Origin of the sequence: Streptococcus sp. oral taxon 071 str. 73H25AP (genome assembly GCF_000146755.1) — a bacterium.
Classification (GTDB): Bacteria; Bacillota; Bacilli; order Lactobacillales; family Streptococcaceae; genus Streptococcus; species Streptococcus oralis_T.
Map to the genome: position 1 here is coordinate 750954 of NZ_GL397254.1, position 20162 is coordinate 771115.

The 20162-nt window shown below is 39.3% G+C and carries 18 protein-coding genes; 17 read left to right on the forward strand and 1 reads right to left on the reverse strand.

Annotation, left to right across the window (positions count from 1 at the left end; all coding sequences use genetic code 11):
- Positions 1–125 precede the first annotated feature (125 nt).
- The 8 genes from pulA (at position 126) to HMPREF9189_RS05980 (ending at position 11892) form a co-directional block, all read left to right on the forward strand.
- Positions 126–2411 carry a type I pullulanase gene (gene pulA / locus HMPREF9189_RS05945; RefSeq protein WP_000286532.1) on the forward strand — a complete coding sequence of 762 codons (2286 nt, stop codon included), beginning with the start codon at positions 126–128 and terminating at the stop codon, positions 2409–2411.
- 197 nt (positions 2412–2608) lie between these two features.
- Entirely contained in the window at positions 2609–4033 is a 1425-nt protein-coding gene (locus tag HMPREF9189_RS05950; protein ID WP_000186345.1) for an NADP-dependent glyceraldehyde-3-phosphate dehydrogenase, read from the forward strand.
- 272 nt (positions 4034–4305) lie between these two features.
- Entirely contained in the window at positions 4306–6201 is a 1896-nt protein-coding gene (glgB, locus tag HMPREF9189_RS05955) for a 1,4-alpha-glucan branching protein GlgB (protein WP_001064536.1), read from the forward strand.
- 158 nt (positions 6202–6359) lie between these two features.
- A complete protein-coding gene (locus HMPREF9189_RS05960; RefSeq protein ID WP_000787255.1) occupies positions 6360–7502 on the forward strand; it encodes a glucose-1-phosphate adenylyltransferase in 1143 nt (380 codons plus the stop codon).
- Positions 7492–8631: a glucose-1-phosphate adenylyltransferase subunit GlgD gene (gene glgD, locus HMPREF9189_RS05965; protein WP_000687045.1), complete on the forward strand. Its 1140-nt coding sequence runs from the start codon at positions 7492–7494 to the stop codon at positions 8629–8631. The genes HMPREF9189_RS05960 and glgD overlap by 11 nt, the downstream gene beginning before the upstream one ends.
- Positions 8628–10061, forward strand: coding sequence for a glycogen synthase GlgA (gene glgA, locus HMPREF9189_RS05970; RefSeq protein ID WP_000697322.1), 1434 nt, complete (start codon positions 8628–8630; stop codon positions 10059–10061). Before glgD ends, glgA begins: the two co-directional genes overlap by 4 nt.
- A gap of 61 nt (positions 10062–10122) precedes the next feature.
- On the forward strand, positions 10123–10767 hold the full coding sequence (gene serB / locus HMPREF9189_RS05975) for a phosphoserine phosphatase SerB (RefSeq protein ID WP_000195503.1): 645 nt from the start codon (positions 10123–10125) through the stop codon (positions 10765–10767).
- A 9-nt stretch (positions 10768–10776) separates the two neighbouring features.
- Entirely contained in the window at positions 10777–11892 is a 1116-nt protein-coding gene (locus tag HMPREF9189_RS05980) for a glycerate kinase (RefSeq protein ID WP_000706391.1), read from the forward strand.
- Here the strand turns inward: HMPREF9189_RS05980 and HMPREF9189_RS05985 are convergent.
- Complete coding sequence (locus HMPREF9189_RS05985; protein ID WP_000131103.1) at positions 11889–12335, reverse strand: DUF1694 domain-containing protein; 447 nt, start codon at positions 12333–12335, stop codon at positions 11889–11891. The two genes, HMPREF9189_RS05980 and HMPREF9189_RS05985, sit on opposite strands and share 4 nt — an antisense overlap.
- Positions 12336–12497: 162 nt before the next feature.
- Here HMPREF9189_RS05985 and eno point away from each other — a divergent pair, with 162 nt between their 5' ends.
- The 9 genes from eno to HMPREF9189_RS06030 all read left to right on the forward strand — a co-directional run bounded on the left by eno (position 12498) and on the right by HMPREF9189_RS06030 (position 20062).
- Positions 12498–13802: a surface-displayed alpha-enolase gene (gene eno, locus HMPREF9189_RS05990; protein WP_000022823.1), complete on the forward strand. Its 1305-nt coding sequence runs from the start codon at positions 12498–12500 to the stop codon at positions 13800–13802.
- A gap of 175 nt (positions 13803–13977) precedes the next feature.
- Positions 13978–14472, forward strand: coding sequence for a YkgJ family cysteine cluster protein (locus HMPREF9189_RS05995; protein WP_000031477.1), 495 nt, complete (start codon positions 13978–13980; stop codon positions 14470–14472).
- Between the two features lie 86 nt (positions 14473–14558).
- The gene (locus tag HMPREF9189_RS06000; protein ID WP_000972227.1) at positions 14559–15395 is read left to right on the forward strand and encodes an AraC family transcriptional regulator; all 837 of its coding nucleotides are present in this window, start codon (positions 14559–14561) and stop codon (positions 15393–15395) included.
- A gap of 184 nt (positions 15396–15579) precedes the next feature.
- Positions 15580–16494, forward strand: a complete 915-nt coding sequence (locus HMPREF9189_RS06005; RefSeq protein WP_001178516.1) for a hypothetical protein — start codon at positions 15580–15582, stop codon at positions 16492–16494.
- A gap of 127 nt (positions 16495–16621) precedes the next feature.
- Positions 16622–17161 carry a ClbS/DfsB family four-helix bundle protein gene (locus HMPREF9189_RS06010; RefSeq protein ID WP_001137893.1) on the forward strand — a complete coding sequence of 180 codons (540 nt, stop codon included), beginning with the start codon at positions 16622–16624 and terminating at the stop codon, positions 17159–17161.
- 287 nt (positions 17162–17448) lie between these two features.
- The gene (locus HMPREF9189_RS12530) at positions 17449–17952 is read left to right on the forward strand and encodes a hypothetical protein (RefSeq protein ID WP_000504313.1); all 504 of its coding nucleotides are present in this window, start codon (positions 17449–17451) and stop codon (positions 17950–17952) included.
- Between the two features lie 90 nt (positions 17953–18042).
- Complete coding sequence (locus HMPREF9189_RS06020; protein ID WP_001189513.1) at positions 18043–18657, forward strand: hypothetical protein; 615 nt, start codon at positions 18043–18045, stop codon at positions 18655–18657.
- Positions 18658–18687: 30 nt separating this feature from the next.
- Positions 18688–19401 (forward strand): YjjG family noncanonical pyrimidine nucleotidase, encoded by a 714-nt coding sequence (locus HMPREF9189_RS06025; RefSeq protein WP_001146410.1) that lies wholly within the window; start codon positions 18688–18690, stop codon positions 19399–19401.
- A 13-nt stretch (positions 19402–19414) separates the two neighbouring features.
- Entirely contained in the window at positions 19415–20062 is a 648-nt protein-coding gene (locus HMPREF9189_RS06030) for a hypothetical protein (protein ID WP_050356387.1), read from the forward strand.
- Positions 20063–20162 lie beyond the last annotated feature (100 nt).

A 20162-nucleotide genomic window follows, 5' to 3' on the forward strand; every position in this document is an offset into this window, starting at 1 on the left:
AAACTATCTCTCCTGATGTATTTTTATATCTATTAAGGCTATTCTCTATTGTGCTGAAATTCCCGCTAAATTCTTCAGCACCACATAAAAAAATTGAAATTAGGAATTAGGAATTAGGAAAAGAAATGTATAGATACCCAGTAGTCATCCATTTTCACCGAAAAAATGGAGATTATGATGCCTGTTCATTCAGTAGAAAACAGGCAGATATTAAAGAAAATTTGTATTATGAAAATGACTATTTTGGAGCCAAATTCTCCTTTACCGTCATAAGTGCAGAAAGGCTCGATACTCTGACCTTTTCTGTCGAAATAGATGGAAAGGCAAAAGACTATCTCCTACGGTTTAACCATTATCCACTGTTGACTGAGGTTTGGATCTTAGATGGTGATGAGACAGTTTATTATTCTGAAAATCCAGCCATTGCAAGTCCTTTCTATAAAGATCAAAACCCTTTTGCTTTTGATAAAGCCTTTCACAGTGAGAGTTTTGATCATCATTGGGGATACCAAGGAGAGTTGGGGTATAGTATCTCAGACTACCAGACAAGCTTTAAACTTTGGGCTCCTACAGCTACAGCGGTTCAAGTGGTTGTCTATGAAAATACCAGCAAAGATGCGCCGGTTTGGAAAACCTTTAATCTAGAGCGTGGGAATAGCTATTCATACAGTCATAAGTACAATACTATTGGTCTTTGGAGTGTAGATCTAGATGAAAATCTTGCAGGTAAAGCTTATCAGTACCAGGTTGAGTTTCCGCACCACCAGACTTTGACACGAGATCCTTATACAACTGCAACAAGTCCTGATGGAAAACGTTCCGTCATTCTCTCTCAGCAAGATAGACAGGTAGAAGGATTCGAAGTTAAACATGGGACAGATGCTCCTTGGCGTTTGGAAAATCCATGTAAAGCAGTTATCTGTGAAATGCATATTCGTGATTTTACAAAATCACCGACATCTGGAGTTCCAGAAAACCTTCGAGGGACCTTCCTTGGGGCTGCCCAGACTGGAACGGTTAACCAGTATGGTCAAACAACTGCCTTTGACTATATCAAAGCGCTCGGTTGTAATTATGTTCAACTTCAACCAATCTTTGATCGCCATAAGGAATATGATGAGGATGGAAATGTAACCTATAACTGGGGTTATGACCCTCAAAACTACAATGCTCCAGAAACGAGTTTCTCTAGCAATCCAGATGATCCTGGACAAGTTATTCGAGACCTCAAGACAATGATTCAGGCTTATCATGATGCAGGAATCGGTGTCATTATGGATGTCGTTTACAACCATACCTTCTCAACAGTTGATGCACCTTTCCAAACAACTGTTCCTGATTATTACTATCGTATGAATCCAGATGGAACCTTCCAAAACGGCACAGGAGTAGGAAATGAAACCGCGAGTGAACACGAAATGTTCCGCAAGTATATGATTGACTCACTCCTTTATTGGGTGAAAGAATACAATATTGACGGTTTCCGTTTTGACTTGATGGGAATTCACGATGTTAAAACCATGCAGGCAATTCGTTGGGCACTTGATGAAGTTGATCCACGTATTATCACTTATGGAGAAGGTTGGGATATGGGGACAGGTCTTGCACCTTATGATAAGGCCAAGAAGGACAACGCCTATCAGATGCCAAATATTGGATTCTTCAATGATGATCAGCGAGATGCGGTTAAAGGAGGAGAAGTTTATGGTGCAGTCAAGGCAGGATTTGTTAGTGGTGCAGCTACAGAATCAATTGTAGCTAAGGCTATTCTTGGTAGTCGGGAATTGGGTTCCTATCTTAGTCCAAACCAAGTCCTTAACTATGTGGAAGCCCATGATAATTACAACTTGCATGATTTGTTGGTGACCCTTCATCCAGATCACAGTTTAGATAAGATTATGCGCCAAGTTGAGACAGCAACAGCGATGAGCATTCTTATGCAAGGGATGTCCTTTATAGAGTTGGGGCAAGAATTTGGCCGCACTAAACTCCTTGCTACTGGAGAAAATGGCGAGCTGACTGCGGCAGATAGAGAACGTGCCATGAATAGTTACAATGCTCCAGATAGTGTCAACCAAGTCAACTGGGATTTAATCAATGAGAGACAAGAGAGCATTGACTTTATCCGTCAGATTATTCGCCTGAAAACACAGACCAGTGCCTTCTCCTATCCTACATATGAAGAAGTCTATCGCCATGTCTTCGTCCATACAGCTGCTGAAAATAGCGGATGGATCGTTTACGAAATTCACGGTGGACCAGAGCACTTATTGGTAGTCTTTAATGCGAAGGGAACTTCCTTCTACTTTGAAAATGCAGGAAATCTTGAAATGCTGGTGTCTAATAGTCGTTCTAAAAAATCGAATGTGATTGATGATACCAGTGTCGTGGTCTTAAAGGTACTCTCGTAAATTAATGTTCTAAAAAGGTTTAGATTAACTAGGCCTTTTTTGATTTTTATTGAAAAACCAATATCTAATAGGAATAAAATTCAAATAATTTGAAGAATCAAGTTTGTGAAAAAAATATCAATATTTCCACAAAAAGGGTTGTAATTTTCTGAAAATTTGATAAAATAAGTTTTAATCATTTTCAGGAGGAAGAGAATTTGACAAATTATCAGAATTTAGTGAATGGAAAATGGAAATTATCAGAGAACGAGATTACGATCTATTCTCCTATCAATCAAGAAAAACTAGGCACGGTACCAGCTATGAGTCAGGCTGAAGTAGATGAGGCTATGAAAGCTGCGCGTGCAGCTCTCCCTGCGTGGCGTGATTTAGCACCCGTTGAGCGTGCAGCCTATTTACATAAGACAGCAGATATTTTGGAACGTGATAAAGAAAAAATTGGTACAATTCTTGCCAAAGAGGTTGCAAAAGGGATTAAAGCAGCCATTGGAGAAGTAGTACGTACAGCAGATTTGATCCGTTTTGCTGCTGAGGAAGGTATCCGTATTACTGGACAAGCGATGGAAGGTGGCGGTTTTGAAGCTGCAAGTAAAAACAAACTAGCCGTTGTCCGTCGTGAGCCAGTTGGAGTTGTCTTAGCTATTGCGCCATTTAACTACCCAGTCAACCTTTCTGGATCCAAGATTGCTCCGGCTTTGATTGCAGGGAATGTTGTTATGTTTAAACCACCAACGCAAGGATCTATTTCTGGTCTCTTGCTAGCTAAAGCATTTGACGAAGCCGGAATTCCAGCAGGTGTCTTTAACACCATCACTGGACGTGGTTCTGAGATCGGAGACTACATCATCGAACACAAGGAAGTGAACTTCATTAACTTTACAGGTTCAACACCGATTGGTGAGCGTATCGGTCGTTTAGCTGGTATGCGCCCAGTTATGCTGGAGCTTGGCGGGAAAGATGCAGCAATCGTTTTAGAAGATGCAGATTTGGAAAATGCAGCCAATCAAATCGTAGGTGGTGCATTTAGCTACTCTGGTCAGCGCTGTACCGCTATCAAACGTGTCTTAGTTGTAGAAAGCGTAGCAGACAAGTTAGCCGAATTGCTCCAGGCTAAAGTCGCTAAGCTAACAGTCGGTGATCCATTTGACAATGCTGATATCACACCTGTTATTGACAATGCTTCAGCTGATTTCATCTGGGGATTGATTGAAGATGCTCAGGAAAAAGGCGCTAGGGCTCTTACACCAATCAAGCGTGAAGGCAATCTTCTATGGCCAGTGCTTTTTGACCAAGTTACAAAAGATATGAAAGTAGCATGGGAAGAGCCGTTTGGCCCTGTTCTACCAATTATCCGTGTCGCAGATGCGAATGAAGCAGTAGCAATTGCCAATGAATCTGAGTTTGGTCTTCAATCCTCTGTCTTTACAAATGACTTTAAGAAGGCATTTGAAATCGCTGAGAAACTTGAAGTGGGAACCGTTCATATTAATAATAAAACACAACGCGGACCAGATAATTTCCCATTCCTTGGTGTAAAAGGTTCTGGAGCAGGAGTGCAAGGAATTAAATATAGTATCGAAGCGATGACAAATGTTAAATCCATTGTATTTGATGTGAAATAATATATAAAATCGGGAAATCGATTTCCTGATTTTATTTTTTTCAAAAAAATACAGTTTAAAATTGTTAAAAAACGAATATTCTGGTATTATAATAAAAAAATATATGGAAATTGTTTCGTATTCTATTTTCGGGATATCTTTTTTAAAATGCTCGGTAATTTTTTGAAGACTTTCATAAAAAAATATGATTTTCTTCGTAAATTACTTGAAAGTTATCTTAAAAGAGTGTATAATAGAATCATAGAAAACGCTTACAAAAGAGAGGGGATCGAATGAATAATCAAGAAGCATTAAGAACCTTTACTACAGGTGAAAACTTTCACCTCCAGCATTATTTAGGAGCACATAGAGAGGAGAAAAACGGAGAAATTGGCTATACTTTTAGGGTTTGGGCACCAAATGCACAAGCAGTTCATCTAGTTGGGGATTTTACTAATTGGGTCGAGAATCAAATTCCTATGGTTCGTAATGAAGCAGGTGTTTGGGAAGTCTTTACTAGTCAGGCTCAGGAAGGTCAGATTTATAAATATCATATCACGCGTGCAAATGGTCACCAGATTATGAAGATTGATCCGTTGGCAGTTTATTTTGAAGCTAGACCGGGTACAGGAGCAGTTCTGACCAATATCCGTGAAAAGAAATGGAAAGATGGTCTTTGGCTAGCACGTCGCAAACGTTTGGGATTTTTCGAGAGACCAGTTAATATATACGAGGCCCATGCAGGATCTTGGAAGAGAAATCCAGACGGTAGTCCCTATACTTTTTCGCAACTGAAAGACGAGTTGATTCCATACTTAGTTGAGATGAACTATACACATATTGAGTTCATGCCTTTAATGGCTCACCCACTTGGCTTGAGCTGGGGCTATCAGCTTATGGGTTACTTTGCTTTTGAACATTCCTATGGCAGACCTGAGGAATTCCAAGATTTCGTTGAAGAGTGTCATATAAATAATATCGGTGTTATCGTAGACTGGGTGCCAGGCCATTTCACTATTAATGATGATGCATTAGCATATTATGACGGCACACCAACTTTTGAATACCAAGATCACAACAAGGCTCACAACTATGGATGGGGTGCGCTGAATTTTGACCTCGGGAAAAATGAGGTCCAGTCTTTCTTGATTTCAAGTATTAAATTTTGGATTGATTTTTACCACTTAGATGGTATTCGGGTCGATGCAGTGAGCAATATGCTTTACCTAGATTATGATAATGCTCCTTGGACTCCAAACAAAGACGGTGGAAACCTTAACTATGAAGGTTATTATTTCCTTCAACGTTTAAACACAGTGATTAAGTTAGCTCATCCAGATATCATGATGATTGCAGAAGAAAGTTCATCAGCAACAAAGATTACTGGCATGAAAGAAATGGGTGGTCTTGGCTTTGACTATAAATGGAATATGGGCTGGATGAACGATATTCTCCGTTTCTACGAGGAAGATCCAATTTATCGCAAGTATGATTTTAATCTTGTGACCTTCAGCTTTATGTATGTTTTCAATGAAAACTATCTCCTACCTTTCTCACATGATGAAGTGGTTCATGGCAAGAAGAGTATGATGCATAAGATGTGGGGAGATCGCTATAACCAATTTGCCGGTTTGCGCAATCTTTACACCTATCAAATTTGTCATCCAGGTAAGAAACTGTTGTTCATGGGTAGTGAGTACGGGCAATTCCTCGAGTGGAAGTCTGAGGAGCAGTTAGAATGGTCTAACTTGGAAGATCCAATGAATGCTAAGATGAAGTACTTCACTTCTCAACTCAATCAATTCTATAAAGAGCATCGCTGTCTTTGGGAAATTGATACTAGTTATGACGGCATTGAAATCATTGATGCGGATAATAGAGACCAGAGTGTTCTCTCCTTTATTCGTAAGGGAAAGAAGGACGAAATGTTAGTCTGTGTCTTTAATATGGCACCAGTTGAACGTAAAGACTTTACGATTGGGTTACCTGTTGCAGGTATTTACGAAGAAGTTTGGAATACAGAATTAGAAGAATGGGGAGGTGTGTGGAAAGAACACAATCAAACAGTTCAGACTCAAGAAGGCTTATGGAAAGATTACGAGCAGACTTTGACCTTCACCCTGCCTGCTATGGGAGCAAGCATTTGGAAGATCAAGCGTCGTTTGAAACCAGCTAAGAAAAAAGAATAGCAGGCTGTTGATTACAATTTTTAATATTTTAAAAACGGATGTACTTGTATTGGACTTGAAACACAAGAGAAATGGATTTCCTATTATTTTTATAAAAAGTTTGACTTCCGACCTTCTTTCGATTTTAACGTTCACATGTCTTTATAAAGGAGTAGAAAATGAAGAATGAAATGCTAGCTTTGATCCTTGCGGGTGGGCAAGGAACACGTCTCGGAAAACTCACTCAAAGCATTGCCAAACCGGCAGTGCAATTCGGTGGGCGCTACCGTATCATTGACTTTGCTCTTTCCAACTGTGCAAACTCTGGGATTCATAATGTTGGTGTTATTACGCAGTACCAACCTCTTGCTTTGAACAACCATATTGGGAATGGTTCTAGCTGGGGACTAGATGGTATTAACACAGGTGTTTCTATCCTTCAACCCTACTCTGCGAGTGAGGGAAACCGTTGGTTTGAAGGGACCAGTCACGCTATCTACCAAAATATCGACTACATTGATAGTATTAATCCTGAGTATGTTTTGATCCTTTCTGGTGACCATATCTACAAGATGGACTACGATGATATGCTCCAATCACATAAGGATAACAATGCCAGTCTGACTGTAGCTGTTCTAGACGTACCTCTAAAGGAAGCTAGCCGTTTTGGTATCATGAATACAGATGCCAATAACCGTATCGTCGAATTCGAAGAAAAACCAGCAGAACCTAAGTCTACTAAAGCTTCTATGGGAATCTATATTTTTGACTGGAAACGTCTACGCAACATGCTAGTAGCCGCTGAAAAGAACAAGGTAGATATGTCAGATTTCGGTAAAAATGTTATTCCAAACTACCTTGAGTCTGGTGAAAGTGTTTATGCTTATGAATTCAAGGGTTACTGGAAAGACGTTGGTACGATTGAATCTCTATGGGAAGCCAATATGGAATACATTGATCCAAACAACGCTTTGGATAGTCGTGATCGTCAGTGGAAAATCTACTCACGGAACTTGATTTCACCACCAAACTTTATTGGAAAACACGCTCATGTAGAAGATTCTTTAGTTGTGGATGGCTGTCTCGTGGATGGAACTGTTAAGCATTCCATTCTCTCAACAGAAGCGCAAGTACGTGAGGGTGCTGAAGTAGTAGACTCTGTAATCATGAGTGGTGCCATTATCGGAAAAGGTGCAAAAATTAAACGTGCCATTATTGGTGAGGGTGCTGTTATTTCTGAAGGTGTCGAAATTGATGGAACAGACGAAGTACAAGTAGTAGGATACAATGAAGTAGTGGGGGTAGCATCAGATGAAGATTGATAAATATTCAGCCATTTTAGGAAACACAGTTGGTTTTCATGATATGTCAACGTTAACAGAACACCGTCCGGTGGCTAGCTTGCCATTTGGAGCAAAATATCGTTTAATTGATTTCCCTCTTTCTAGCCTTGCAAATGCTGGTGTTCGTAGTGTCTTTGGAATTTTCCAACAAGACAATATCAGTTCAGTCTTTGACCACATTCGTTCAGGACGTGAGTGGGGCTTATCTACCCTTCTCAGCCACTACTATCTAGGTATTTATAATACGAGTGTTGAAAGTAGCACAGTTGGGAAAGAATATTACCAACAGCTTCTCACTTATTTGAAACGTTCAGGATCAAATCAGACGGTTGCACTTAACTGTGATATCGTGGTGAATATTGACCTCAATCAAGTATTCCATTTACATACTACTGCCGGTCGTCCGATTACAGTTGTTTATAAGAAATTACCTAAAAAGGATATTTCAGATGTTAATGCCATCTTGGAAGTGGATGAAACAGACCATGTTCTTTCTCATAAACTTTTTGATGCCAAATCAACAGATGAACTTTTCAACATGTCTACAGATATATTCGTCGTTGATACTCCGTGGTTGATTGAACGACTTGAAGAAGAAGTTCAAAAAGAATATCCAGAAAAATTACGCTATGTACTCCGCGATTTAGCTGTAAAAGAAGGTGCTTTTGCTTACGAATACACGGGCTATCTAGCCAATATTCACTCCGTTCAATCCTATTATCAAGCCAATATTGATATGTTGGAGTCTCAAAAATTCTACTCTCTCTTCTCACCTAACCAAAAGATTTATACCAAGGTTAAGAATGAAGAACCAACCTACTATGCAAATACTTCAAAAGTAAGTACTTCTCAGTTTGCCTCTGGTAGTATCATTGAGGGTGAAGTAGTTCAGTCAGTCCTATCTCGTAATATTTATGTTCACAAAGATAGTGTGGTGAAGGACAGCGTTTTATTCCCTCGTGTTGTGATTGGTCAAGGTGCCCAAGTTGAATATGCCATCTTGGACAAAGGGGTTGAAGTTGCTGACGGTGTCGTTATTCGCGGTACTGCTGAACACCCAGTTGTAGTCAAAAAAGGCGAAAAAGTTACAGAGGATATTCATTCATGAAAATTTTATTCGTAGCAGCAGAGGGTGCGCCCTTTTCAAAAACAGGTGGTTTGGGAGACGTCATTGGCGCTCTGCCCAAATCACTGGTAAAGGCAGGGCATGAAGTTTCGGTTGTCTTACCTTACTATGACATGGTAGAGGCTAAGTTCGGCGACCAGATTGAGGATGTTCTTCACTTTGAAGTGAGTGTGGGATGGCGTAGACAGTACTGTGGTATTAAGAAGACCGTCTTGAATGGTGTTACCTTCTACTTCGTAGACAATCAAACTTATTTCTTCCGAGGTCATGTTTACGGAGATTTCGATGATGGTGAACGTTTTGCCTTCTTCCAACTGGCTGCTCTTGAAGCCATGGAGCGAATTGATTTCATTCCAGATATTCTCCATGCCCATGATTATCACACCGCTATGATTCCTTTTCTCTTGAAGGAAAAATACAGATGGATTCAGGCATATCAAGGAATCAGAACCGTTTTAACTATTCATAATTTGGAATTCCAAGGTCAATTTTCTGAAGGAATGTTGTGGGATTTGTTCGGTGTAGGATTTGAACGGTATGCTGATGGAACCCTTCGTTGGAATGACTGTCTTAACTGGATGAAAGCAGGTATTCTCTACGCGGATCGTGTCTCAACCGTATCTCCTAGCTATGCGCATGAGATTATGACTAGCCAGTTCGGTTGTGGCTTGGATCAGATTCTTCGCATGGAGTCAGGTAAGGTTTCAGGTATTGTCAATGGTATCGATGCAGATCTTTATAATCCTCAAACAGACCCGCTTTTAGACTATCATTTTGATAAGGATGACTTGTCAGGAAAAGCACAAAACAAAGCAAAATTGCAAGAGAGAGTTGGTCTACCTGTGAGAGCAGATGTTCCTCTAGTTGGGATTGTCTCTCGTTTGACCCGTCAAAAAGGCTTTGATGTTGTTGTAGAGAGCTTGCATCGTTTCTTACAAGAGGACGTTCAAATAGTCCTTTTAGGAACAGGTGACCCGGCTTTTGAACATTCCTTCTCCTGGTTTGCGCAAGTCTATCCTGACAAACTATCAGCAAATATCACTTTTGACGTCAAGCTCGCTCAAGAAATTTATGCAGCTTGTGATCTCTTCCTCATGCCAAGTCGTTTTGAACCATGTGGCTTGTCACAAATGATGGCTATGCGTTATGGAACACTACCATTGGTTCATGAAGTGGGTGGCTTGCGTGATACGGTTCAATCCTTCAATCCTATCGAAGGAACTGGTACTGGATTTAGCTTTGACAATTTAACACCTTACTGGCTTAACTGGAGTTTCCAAACAGCCTTGGATGTTTATAAGTACCAGCCGGACGTTTGGAAAAATCTACAAAAACAAGCTATGGAATGCGATTTCTCATGGGATACAGCCTGCAAATCTTACCTGGACTTGTACCATAGTTTAGTCAACTAATAGATAAAATCGTATGATTCTTTCATACGATTTTTGGGCTGTTTAGAAAAGAGGAGAAGTGATGACTCAAGTAATGGGGCTCTGTGTCATGGATGTTGATGGCACCCTGATAGCAGAGGAAGTGATTGATCTTTTAGGAAGAGAAGCAGGTTGCGAAGCCGAAATTTCGCAAATTACAAGCCAGGCAATGCGAGGTGAACTGGATTTTAAAACAAGTTTAAGAGCAAGAGTGGCTTTGTTAAAAGGGCTTCCGATTTCGGTCTTTGATACAGTTTTCAAATCCATTCATCTTTCCAAGAATGCTCGGGAATTTATCTCCATTCTCCAAAAGAATGGCATCCTCGTCGGTTTAGTGTCTGGTGGCTTTACACCAATCGTTGAGAGATTAGCAAAATCCCTTGGTATCTCCTATTTCTCTGCTAACCAGTTGGAAGTCAAAGACGGTTTTTTAACAGGAAAATTAGTTGGTGAAATTGTGACAGGTCAAGTAAAAAATGCTACTCTTGAGAAATGGAGAAAGGAATTAGAACTACCCAAAGAAAGAACGATTGCTATCGGTGATGGTGCCAATGACCTCTTGATGTTAAAGACAGCAGGCCACGGTATAGCCTTTTGTGCCAAAGAGGTCGTAAAAGCAGAGATAGCTTGTCATGTAGATACGAGGGATTTTTTGGAAGTTCTTCCTTTGATTGATTTCTTAGAATGAGAGGGAACTATGAAAATTGTAATCGCACCTGATTCTTTTAAAGAAAGTTTGACAGCAGAAGATGTCGCTCAAGCTATAAAAAAAGGCTTCGAACAGTCAATATCGGATGTAGAATGTCTGCTCTGTCCTGTTGGTGATGGTGGGGAAGGAACTGTAGATGCTATTCGCCATTCTCTTGAACTCGAAGAAAAATGGCAAGAGGTGACGGGGCCTTTTGGGCTAAAAGTATCAATGCGCTATTTTCAAAAAGATCAAATAGCGCTCTTCGAAGTTGCTGACTTGGTTGGTCTTGGAAAGATTCCGCAGGAGAAACGAAACCCTCTCCACATCCAAACTCGCGGTATCGGAGAATTGATTCGCCATCTCATTGATCAAGGAATGAAAGATATCTATGTCGGCGTTGGCGGTACGGCTAGTAATGACGGTGGGATAGGCATTGCTGCTGGTCTGGGTTATTGTTTTTATGATAAGAATGGAAAGGAATTACCAGCTTGCGGTCAGACTTTGCTTGAGTTCGAGTCAGTTTCAGACAGTGAGTTGTATAGGATTCCTGAAGATGTGAAAATTCGCATTTTAGCAGATGTCGTGAGCCCTTTATGTGGTCATCAAGGAGCGACCTATACATTTGGAAAACAAAAGAGCTTGGATCCTGCTTTATTTGAGACAGTAGATCTGGCTATGCAGCGGTTCTATGAAAAATTATCGCCTTCTACCCTATTTCTTAAAGGAGCAGGGGCAGGTGGCGGTATTGCTGCTGGACTCTGTGCCTTTGCTAAGGCCTGTATCGTATCTGGGATTGATACTTGCTTGGATTTGATAGACTTTGACAAGAAAGTTGCAGGTGCCGACTTGGTTATCGTTGGAGAAGGCAGACTGGACAGTCAAAGCTTTGCTGGAAAAGCTCCTATCGGCGTAGCAAAAAGAACCCCTAACAGAGTTCCAGTTATTGCTATTTGTGGTAGTCTTGCTGACGATTTGCCTCCCCTACCATTTGAAAATATAGAAGCTGCCTTTTCCATTTTAGAGAAATGTGAACCTTTAGAGAATAGTTTGAAAAATGCAAGTCTCTATTTGGAGCACACAGCTACTAATATCGGTCATTTATTAAATATGAGGAAGGATTAACCTAACCATTTTTTCCAGATGGATTTTTTAACTGGTTCATCCTGTTTAACCTCCCAGAGGCTTGGAAAAGCCAGTCGAAGATCCTTTTCATCCACTTGAACGGGTTCATTTGAATGGATAACTAAGCCAAAAGGTGAAGAAGTGTGTTCCTCTGATACAATCGTTGCTTGACTATTGGTTTCCTTAGCTTCCTTTAAGTAGAATACTTGTTTGTCAAACTCGATATTTGGCGAAATCTTCACAAAAAGACTCTCTGTCTTTTCTTGAAAGTTTTCCAAAATCGTTAAAAATCCTTTTTGGAGTTGAAGGCTATTGGCCGTCTCAACATCCGCGTATCCAAGAACTCTTTCCTCGAAAGTACCGAGGTAGCGGCGTTGTTCGTCAGGGTTTAATTTCGGCCCGCCATGAGCTTTTTCTAGTAGTTGTTTTGATAAATCTGTCATAAAAACAGTATATCACAAAAATCGCATGAAAACAGACAAAAGAAAGCGATTACTTTATAAAGTTAAGGAAAATTTGCACAAAGATAACGTTTTTTCTTGAAAAACGCTTATTTTTAAGGTATCATAGAGGTGTAAAAAATTTAACTCAAAGGAGAGTAAAAAATGTCAATTATTACTGATGTTTACGCTCGCGAAGTCCTAGACTCACGCGGTAACCCAACACTTGAGGTAGAAGTTTATACTGAATCAGGTGCTTTCGGACGTGGTATGGTTCCATCAGGAGCTTCTACTGGTGAACACGAAGCAGTTGAACTTCGCGACGGTGACAAATCTCGTTACGGTGGTCTTGGTACACAAAAAGCTGTTGACAACGTAAACAACATCATCGCTGAAGCTATCATCGGCTACGATGTACGTGACCAACAAGCTATCGACCGTGCTATGATCGCACTTGACGGTACTCCTAACAAAGGTAAATTGGGTGCAAACGCAATTCTTGGTGTGTCTATCGCTGTAGCTCGTGCTGCTGCTGACTACCTTGAAATCCCACTTTACAGCTACCTTGGTGGATTCAACACTAAAGTTCTTCCAACTCCAATGATGAACATCATCAACGGTGGTTCTCACTCTGACGCTCCAATCGCTTTCCAAGAATTCATGATCGTACCTGCTGGTGCACCAACATTCAAAGAAGCTCTTCGTTGGGGTGCTGAAATCTTCCACGCTCTTAAGAAAATCCTTAAATCACGTGGTTTGGAAACAGCCGTAGGTGACGAAGGTGGATTCGCTCCTCGTTTCGAAGGAACTGAAGACGGTGTCGAAACTATCCTTGCTGCAATCGAAGCTGCTGGATATGTTCCTGGTAAAGACGTATTTATCGGATTTGACTGTGCTTCATCAGAATTCTATGATGAAGAACGTAAAGTTTACGACTACACTAAATTTGAAGGTGAAGGCGCTGCTGTACGTACTGCTGCAGAACAAATCGACTACCTTGAAGAATTGGTAAACAAATACCCAATCATCACTATCGAAGATGGTATGGATGAAAACGACTGGGACGGTTGGAAAGCTCTTACTGAACGTCTTGGTGGTAAAGTTCAATTGGTTGGTGACGACTTCTTCGTAACAAACACTTCTTACCTTGAAAAAGGTATTGCAGAAGGTGCTGCTAACTCAATCCTTATCAAAGTTAACCAAATCGGTACTCTTACTGAAACATTCGACGCTATTGAAATGGCGAAAGAAGCTGGTTACACTGCTGTTGTATCACACCGTTCAGGTGAAACTGAAGATTCAACAATCGCTGACATCGCAGTTGCAACTAACGCAGGACAAATCAAGACTGGTTCACTTTCACGTACAGACCGTATTGCTAAATACAACCAATTGCTTCGTATCGAAGACCAACTTGGTGAAGTAGCTGAATACCGTGGATTGAAATCATTCTACAACTTGAAAAAATAAAATAGTTCAGTGAACTATTTTATCCCGAACCTTGAAATTCAAAAGTTCGGTCGTTGATTTAACAACGTTTTAAGCCCTCCGGATTTATTCCGAAGGGCTTTTTTCTATTCAGAGGGAAAAAAGGGGGCAGAGTTTATGGTATAATAGACAAAAACATTTGTATTAGGAAGAAATTATGTCTAAAGAGATTGATATTGAGTACTACCACCAACTAGCACTGCAAAAGCAGAAGGAGCACCGCAAAGTGTTAGCTAATCTAAAGAAAAAACCTCCTAAAAACTTAGATAAGATTGCCCAGCAGATTCACCAAGAAGTTTTTGCTGAGATTGATTGTACTGCCTGCGCGAACTGTTGCAAGACATTGGGGCCTGACTTTAAGGAAGCCGATATTACCCGTATTGCTAAGTACTTTAAGATGAAATTACCAGCCTTTGAAGCAGAGTTTTTACAAGTTGATGAAGATGGAGATAAGGTTTTCAAATCCATGCCTTGCCCCTTTCTAGGAGGAGATAATCTCTGCTCCATCTACGACGTTCGACCAAAGGCTTGCCGCGAGTTCCCTCATACAGATCGTAAGAAGATTTATCAAATTAATCATCTGACAATCAAAAATACTTTGACCTGCCCAGCAGCCTATCTCTTTGTTGAGAAATTAAAGGGGAAGTTGTAAAAATTGAACCTTTAAATCTTGTACAAAGATTCTGGGGCGGAAGTATCTGATATCTGTTAGACTTTAATCAGGAGGTGAAAAAGAATATGATGCATCAATTCAATCGAACCATGGAATATCTGGAAAGCAAGTTGGACGCAGAAGTGGATTTGCAGAAATTCCAGCAGCTATCGGGCTATTCTTATGCTCTCTTTAGCAGGCTCTTTTCCATCCTAGCAGATACGACTTTAGCAGAATATTTGCGCAATCGCAGGCTGTCAGAAGCTGTGACAGACTTGCGGGAAAGCTCTGAGAAAGTTATTGATATAGCACTCAAATACGGCTATGAGTCTGCGGATGCCTTTAGCGCAGCTTTCAAGAAATTCCATGGTGCAACTCCCTCAGAAGTTCGAAATGGAAAACCTTATCGGGTCTTTCCTAAGCTTCAATTATCCTTAAAAATCACAGGAGGAAAGAACATGGATATCAAGATTCAAAAGAAGCCTGCATTTATCGTGGCAGGCGTCCTATTGGAAGCTATTGACAATAGCAAATGCCCGTCTGCTTGGGATCAACTCTATGCCCATCACAGTTTTGAAATGCTAGAAGGTTTGGGTAGTGGCCAATCCTTTGGCGTCTGCTCGGATGTCAAAGAAGGCGAAATCATCAACTATATGGCTGCTTATGATGTGACGGATAAAACTAAAGCAGAAGAACTAGGTCTGTCCATCAAAGATATCCCAGCAGCTGAATATGCTATCGTCCCAGTCAAAGGTCCTATACCAGCTAGCATTCACAATGCTTGGAAATATGTTCTAGAGATTTTTTTCCCAGAAACTGGCTATCGCCACTCAGGAGCGCCAGACTTTGAAGTCTATACCGAGGGAGACATGTCGTCACCAGACTATCAAATGCAACTCTGGATACCAGTAAGCAAGGACTAGATAATTTTCTATTTTTTATAAAGATGGAAAGCTGACTCTGTAGAAGGTATCTTTTACAGAGTTTTTAATTGTTGACATTCATGTCCGTAAATCACAAATACCAATATTTTTTGTTTGGATTTAATGGGGCATGCGAATAGTTTTCTCGGTATAATAGTCCCATAGAAGATAAGGAGGCATGAATATGCAGATGTATTTTGGAGATGTGTCACTTTGCTATAGCTATTCATTGGCAATGGCACTCGACGCCTATGGTTATGACTTTAAAGCAGATTTTTTAGAGGCAATCATGGCGATGGGGAATGGCGCTAGTATCGTAAAGGAAGATGAGCAGCACCCTCTAGTATTCTTTGATAATGGAATGCCAGATCTTTCCATCTCTCATTCCTTAAAAATACTTGGGTTTGACTATGAGGACTTCTATCTAAAGGATGGATCGGAAGTAGATTTGGAAGAGGTTAAAGGAAAGTTGGAAACCTTTCTGTCCAATGGACCTGTCGTACTGGGACCTCTTGATATGGGGCATCTGACCTACAATCCCAATCACACAATCCTTTATGGTGTGGATCACTTCGTAACCGTGTATGGCATTGATGATCAGTACCTTTATTTGCATGATCCAGCTGGTTTTGCCTGTATGAAGGTTACTTTTAATGACATTATAGAAGCTTGGAAGGCGGAGGCTATTGACTATAAGCGAGGAGCTTACTCCATGTGGGGAAATTTTAAGAAGGTCAAGACTCCTAGTCAGACTGAAATCTACCAAGAAACAGCAAGGATTATGAAGACCCGATATCTGGATGGACAAAGAGGTGTATTGGAATGTTATGCAAAAGCAGTTGCTGAAAATGGCTTAAATACAGAGCAAAAACTATTGCATCAGTATTTCAGCTTTAAACTTGCTGCTGTTCGAAATCTCTACCTCAGTAAGTTCTTAAAAGACCATGATTCCGAAGGAGCAAGATTAAAAGAGGAATTGGCTACTTTATTTGGCCAAGCCCATCTTTCATGTTTAAAAGAAGATTATCAAGAACTAGCCCACTTGCTCTATCAGATAGCTGAAGTGGATGGTCGCTTTAGAGATTTATATGTAAACTAGTGACTATAAGCATAAAATAACTAGTCAGTAAAAGCAGTTTTTCGTAAAATGAAGAACTGCTTTTTGATTGTGGTATAATGAAGTAAGAAAATAGCTTATTCTACTTGAAAATGAAGGGAGAACTCCTATGCCTAGACCAAAAACAAAAGAGGAGCTAGTGTTAGCCTCTAAGGAAAACTATGAAAAGTTCAATCACTTTATCTCTAAATTAAGTGAAGAGGAGCTACAGACTCCTTTTGATTTTTCAAAAGACCAAAAGAAAAAAGAAGCTCACTGGAAAAGAGATAAAAATCTGCGGGATGTCCTGATCCATCTTTATGAATGGCAGCAGTTACTTTTAACCTGGGTACATTCTAATCAAAAGGGACATGAACGACCTTTTCTTCCTGAGCCTTATAATTGGAAAACTTATGGGGAAATGAATGTCGCTTTTTGGAAGAAGCACCAGAGAACGTCCTTAGAAGAAGCAACCAAACTCCTCAATCAATCGCATAAAGAGGTTTTAGAGTTGATGGAAGGCTTCAGCAATGACGAATTGTTCACAAAAGGTGTCTATAAGTGGACGGGAGGGACAAGTCTAGGTTCCTACTTTGTCAGTAGCACCTCCAGTCACTATGACTGGGCTCTGAAAAAACTCAAAGCTCATCAGAAAAATTGTAAGTCCTAGTAGTTAAGGTGCGTATGAAGTTTACAAAAGGTTCTTCTAAGCTTCGAATCGCTTCATTCTCGTGATTTTTGAACAATTTTAGCTTTAGAATCCTTCAAAAATTAAAACTTAAGGCTATCATAGACTTAGAATAGTCCTAAAACATTTATTTTCATGTAATTCTAAGTTTAGAATTACATTGGTATTAAAGGAATTGAACTGTTTGATGCTTAGAATGCCTTGATTCTGAGAAATGTCGACTAGAAAATGCTTCGAGTGGCTTTTTTCTGATATAGGATGATAGATAGATGGGTGAGATGATGCACATACAAAAAGAGAAAGTTAGAAAAGAGTTGGTATCCCTTTGTTTGGGAGAGTTCACAGCCGTCCTATCCATTTGGTTTTGTTTTTTCCTTTTGAAAAATCGGCTTGCTGATTGGAATAGTCTAGTAACCATTCTCTATCCTTTGTCTTTACTAACATTTATTTTGCTTCAAGGGTCAATCTATTGGGCGATTTTGATTAGAAGACTCTCGAAACCCCAGTTCGGAAGTAGAAGTGTTCCCAAACTATATGTTGGTTTCAGAATACTAGACCTTGTTTTACTTATTTCAGGCTTTCCTTTTATAGTCTGGAATATGCAGAGTGTCCACGTGGGCATCTTAGCCACACTAATACAGCTTTTTGCCCTAATCGAATGGATCAATTATTACCTCCTACGATTATCCTATAGTCTGAATCCACTTGTTTTATGGAAACGAATTACCAAGAGAAAACTCGAAAAGAGCAGAATAGCCAAGGAATTGAGGTAGGGGGTAATAAAGAGGTTACCCATTCGTTTTTGTAATATGCTATAATTAATCTATCAAATCTTTTGAATAACTACTTGAAGTGTGATAGATATGCAAAGAAACTACAACAGAAAAGAGAAACCAGAAATTGTTATTTCTAAACCGTCAGCCATTGAAGTTGAAAAATACTTAAAATCGTGGAAAAATCTTAAAAATTATCAGTTGCAAGAAGATGCTTTAGATAAATTGTTTTTTGAGCTATTACCAAGTAACGAAGAAATTTCTGATATCTTATTAAAGGTTGCTACATTAAATGATTTTTATAGCACAAATATTTTTTCAGTTTATCCAGTTGCAGAGCATATTCTGAGTCTTAAAATTGACGAGAGGTTGAAACAAGGTGATGTAACTTTAGTCAATGAAATTCAAAATGTTACTATTAATGGAGTCACTAGAAATTTTTATTCTTTTTCTACCAAATTCTGTTCTCATCATAACCCTAAAGAATACCCTATTTATGATAGCTATGTAGAAAAGGTATTAAAATATTTTAGAAAAAAAGATAAATTTTTCAACTTTAAGAATGCAGACCTAAAAGATTATCAAAAATTTAAAAATATAATTATTGCTTTTAGAGAATACTACGGATTAGAAGAATTTAATCTTAAAGAGATTGATCAGTACTTATGGCAGTTGGGAAAAGAATATTTCCCAAATAAATATTAGCGACTTTTTCTCACTCAGAAAGGAAACTCAATGCCCTACAAATTTCTACTCTTTGACCTTGACCACACCTTGCTTGATTTTGATACTGCTGAGGATGTGGCTCTGACACAACTTCTAAAAGAAGAAAGAGTTGCGGATATTCAAGCCTACAAAGACTATTACGTTCCCATGAACAAGGCTCTCTGGAAGGACTTGGAACAAAAGAAAATCAGCAAACAAGAACTGGTTAACACGCGCTTTTCTCGATTGTTTGATCATTTTGGACTGGAGAAAGACGGTACTTTACTGGCCCAGCGTTACCAATTTTATCTCGCTCAGCAGGGACAAACTCTTTCAGGTGCTCATGAACTCTTAGACAGTCTCATTGAGCGTGATTATGACCTGTACTCTGCGACAAATGGCATCACTGCCATTCAGACAGGGCGCTTGGCTCAATCAGGTCTGGCTCCCTATTTCAATCAAGTTTTCATCTCCGAGCAATTACAAACTCAAAAACCTGATGCACTATTCTATGAAAAAATTGGTCAGCAGATTACTGGATTTGATAAAGAAAAGACCCTGATGATTGGAGATTCCCTAACAGCTGATATTCAAGGTGGCAATAATGCTGGGATCGATACTGTCTGGTACAATCCCTATCATCTGGAAAACAAGACGCAAGCTCAGCCGACTTACGAAGTCCATTCCTACCAAGACTTACTGGATTGTTTGGATATAAATACTCTTGAGAAGATTACATTTTAAAGGAGAGAAGCTAATGACCGCAAAAAATGCTGATATTACTATTAAAGAGTACATTAAAATTTCTGAAGTTGATTTTAATGAAGCTGTGAATTATAAATTTAAATCTGACAATTGTCAATTAGCAAATAGTATTTATCAATCTCTTTTTAAGTTTTATGATAAAAAAATTTTCTCTGGAGATTTAATTTTTACTTGGAAATCTCCATCATTAGTTAAAGATGGAGATTATATTGGGAGAAGGGATTCACAAGTAGATAATCTTAGAGTAATAGGAAACATATTTCCGAATTATGTTACTAATCGAAAATATAGCCTCAATATGAATCGTAATGGGTGTATGGGAGATTTTCCGCATGACTTTTTTGATATATACCTAGATCATGTAGCAAAATATGCCTACGAACAAAAAGTTAATAATATTAAGGAGTATTACCCTTTAAAAAGAGCGATTTTACACCAAGAGAATGAATTGTATTTTCAAATGTTTTCTAATTTTGACGACTTTTTAGAAAAAAACTATTTAAAGAGCATATGGCAAGCTTCTAAAGAAACTCCTTTTTCTGAAATGGATTTTAATATGTTTCGAAATATTTCAGAAAAGATGATCTTTGAAAGAGGTAGTCAAATGCTCAAAGATTTAAAAAGTAATTATAAAGAATAGTCATTCTTTATAAACCGCATTCACTTATTCAAATCGTATATATAGTCGATTTATTTAATTTTTAGATAAACTGTAAAAAGTGGTTTCCATAGCCACTTTT

Coding starts and splice junctions, on each gene's coding strand:
- HMPREF9189_RS06010 (WP_001137893.1), top strand. CDS start 16,622: ATGCCTAGACCAAAAACAAAAGAGGAGCTAGTGTTAGCCTCTAAGGAA.
- pulA (WP_000286532.1), top strand. CDS start 126: ATGTATAGATACCCAGTAGTCATCCATTTTCACCGAAAAAATGGAGAT.
- HMPREF9189_RS05995 (WP_000031477.1), top strand. CDS start 13,978: ATGTCTAAAGAGATTGATATTGAGTACTACCACCAACTAGCACTGCAA.
- HMPREF9189_RS06030 (WP_050356387.1), top strand. CDS start 19,415: ATGACCGCAAAAAATGCTGATATTACTATTAAAGAGTACATTAAAATT.
- glgD (WP_000687045.1), top strand. CDS start 7,492: ATGAAGATTGATAAATATTCAGCCATTTTAGGAAACACAGTTGGTTTT.
- HMPREF9189_RS05985 (WP_000131103.1), bottom strand. CDS start 12,335: ATGACAGATTTATCAAAACAACTACTAGAAAAAGCTCATGGCGGGCCG.
- HMPREF9189_RS06020 (WP_001189513.1), top strand. CDS start 18,043: ATGCAAAGAAACTACAACAGAAAAGAGAAACCAGAAATTGTTATTTCT.
- HMPREF9189_RS06000 (WP_000972227.1), top strand. CDS start 14,559: ATGATGCATCAATTCAATCGAACCATGGAATATCTGGAAAGCAAGTTG.
- HMPREF9189_RS05960 (WP_000787255.1), top strand. CDS start 6,360: ATGAAGAATGAAATGCTAGCTTTGATCCTTGCGGGTGGGCAAGGAACA.
- glgA (WP_000697322.1), top strand. CDS start 8,628: ATGAAAATTTTATTCGTAGCAGCAGAGGGTGCGCCCTTTTCAAAAACA.
- HMPREF9189_RS05980 (WP_000706391.1), top strand. CDS start 10,777: ATGAAAATTGTAATCGCACCTGATTCTTTTAAAGAAAGTTTGACAGCA.
- HMPREF9189_RS06005 (WP_001178516.1), top strand. CDS start 15,580: ATGCAGATGTATTTTGGAGATGTGTCACTTTGCTATAGCTATTCATTG.
- serB (WP_000195503.1), top strand. CDS start 10,123: ATGACTCAAGTAATGGGGCTCTGTGTCATGGATGTTGATGGCACCCTG.
- eno (WP_000022823.1), top strand. CDS start 12,498: ATGTCAATTATTACTGATGTTTACGCTCGCGAAGTCCTAGACTCACGC.
- glgB (WP_001064536.1), top strand. CDS start 4,306: ATGAATAATCAAGAAGCATTAAGAACCTTTACTACAGGTGAAAACTTT.
- HMPREF9189_RS06025 (WP_001146410.1), top strand. CDS start 18,688: ATGCCCTACAAATTTCTACTCTTTGACCTTGACCACACCTTGCTTGAT.
- HMPREF9189_RS12530 (WP_000504313.1), top strand. CDS start 17,449: ATGGGTGAGATGATGCACATACAAAAAGAGAAAGTTAGAAAAGAGTTG.